1 rRNA gene is annotated in these 1,786 nt (G+C 48.5%); it reads right to left on the reverse strand.

The annotated features are described in order from the left end of the window. Positions 1 to 55 precede the first annotated feature (55 nt). Positions 56 to 1,616, reverse strand: a 16S ribosomal RNA gene (locus AC1RPT_RS07520). Positions 1,617 to 1,786: the final 170 nt, after the last annotated feature.

The following is a 1,786-nucleotide window of genomic DNA, read 5'->3' on the forward strand; positions in this document are numbered from 1 at the left end:
CCTCAAAACTAAACAAATTTTCGACAAGTGTGTAGGTTTCCGTAATATTCCTTAGAAAGGAGGTGATCCAGCCGCAGGTTCTCCTACGGCTACCTTGTTACGACTTCACCCTAATCATCTGTCCCACCTTAGACGGCTGGCTCCTAAAAGGTTACCTCACCGGCTTTGGGTGTTACAAACTCTCATGGTGTGACGGGCGGTGTGTACAAGGCCCGGGAACGTATTCACCGCGGCATTCTGATCCGCGATTACTAGCGATTCCAACTTCATGTAGGCGAGTTGCAGCCTACAATCCGAACTGAGAACGGCTTTAAGAGATTAGCTTAACCTCGCGGTCTCGCAACTCGTTGTACCGTCCATTGTAGCACGTGTGTAGCCCAGGTCATAAGGGGCATGATGATTTGACGTCATCCCCACCTTCCTCCGGTTTGTCACCGGCAGTCTCATTAGAGTGCCCAACTAAATGCTGGCAACTAATAATAAGGGTTGCGCTCGTTGCGGGACTTAACCCAACATCTCACGACACGAGCTGACGACAACCATGCACCACCTGTCATTCTGTCCCCGAAGGGAACGGCCTATCTCTAGGTTTGTCAGAAGATGTCAAGACCTGGTAAGGTTCTTCGCGTTGCTTCGAATTAAACCACATGCTCCACCGCTTGTGCGGGCCCCCGTCAATTCCTTTGAGTTTCAACCTTGCGGTCGTACTCCCCAGGCGGAGTGCTTAATGCGTTAGCTGCAGCACTGAAGGGCGGAAACCCTCCAACACTTAGCACTCATCGTTTACGGCATGGACTACCAGGGTATCTAATCCTGTTTGCTACCCATGCTTTCGAACCTCAGCGTCAGTTACAGACCAGAGAGCCGCTTTCGCCACTGGTGTTCTACCATATATCTACGCATTTCACCGCTACACATGGTGTTCCACTCTCCTCTTCTGCACTCAAGTTATCCAGTTTCCAATGCATTTCTTCGGTTGAGCCGAAGGCTTTCACATCAGACTTAAAAAACCGCCTGCGTTCGCTTTACGCCCAATAAATCCGGATAACGCTTGCCACCTACGTATTACCGCGGCTGCTGGCACGTAGTTAGCCGTGGCTTTCTGGTTAGATACCGTCACTAGGTAAACAGTTACTCTTACCTACATTCTTCTCTAACAACAGAGCTTTACGATCCGAAAACCTTCTTCACTCACGCGGCGTTGCTCCATCAGACTTTCGTCCATTGTGGAAGATTCCCTACTGCTGCCTCCCGTAGGAGTTTGGGCCGTGTCTCAGTCCCAATGTGGCCGATCACCCTCTCAGGTCGGCTACGTATCATTGCCTTGGTGGGCCTTTACCTCACCAACTAGCTAATACGCCGCGGGTCCATCCAAAAGTGACAGCTTACGCCGTCTTTCATTATCAAACCATGCGGTTTAACAAATTATGCGGTATTAGCACCTGTTTCCAAGTGTTATCCCCCTCTTTTGGGCAGGTTACCCACGTGTTACTCACCCGTTCGCCACTCATTATCTTCGGTGAGTGCAAGCACTCGGTGAAGATAATGCGTTCGACTTGCATGTATTAGGCACGCCGCCAGCGTTCATCCTGAGCCAGGATCAAACTCTCATATAAAAAGTTGATTGCTCTTATTGTTTTGTTACTTTTTGAAACTAGCGAATTGACTTCGCAAATGTTTGCTCTTAACTCTTAGTTAAGAGACCCTACACATTTGATTTGTCGAAAATTTGTTCAGTTTTCAAAGATCTACTTGGTTGCTTTTGACAACTTTTATATCATATCAA

This window comes from Dellaglioa sp. CoH-56-MRSF-11 (genome assembly GCF_056782135.1).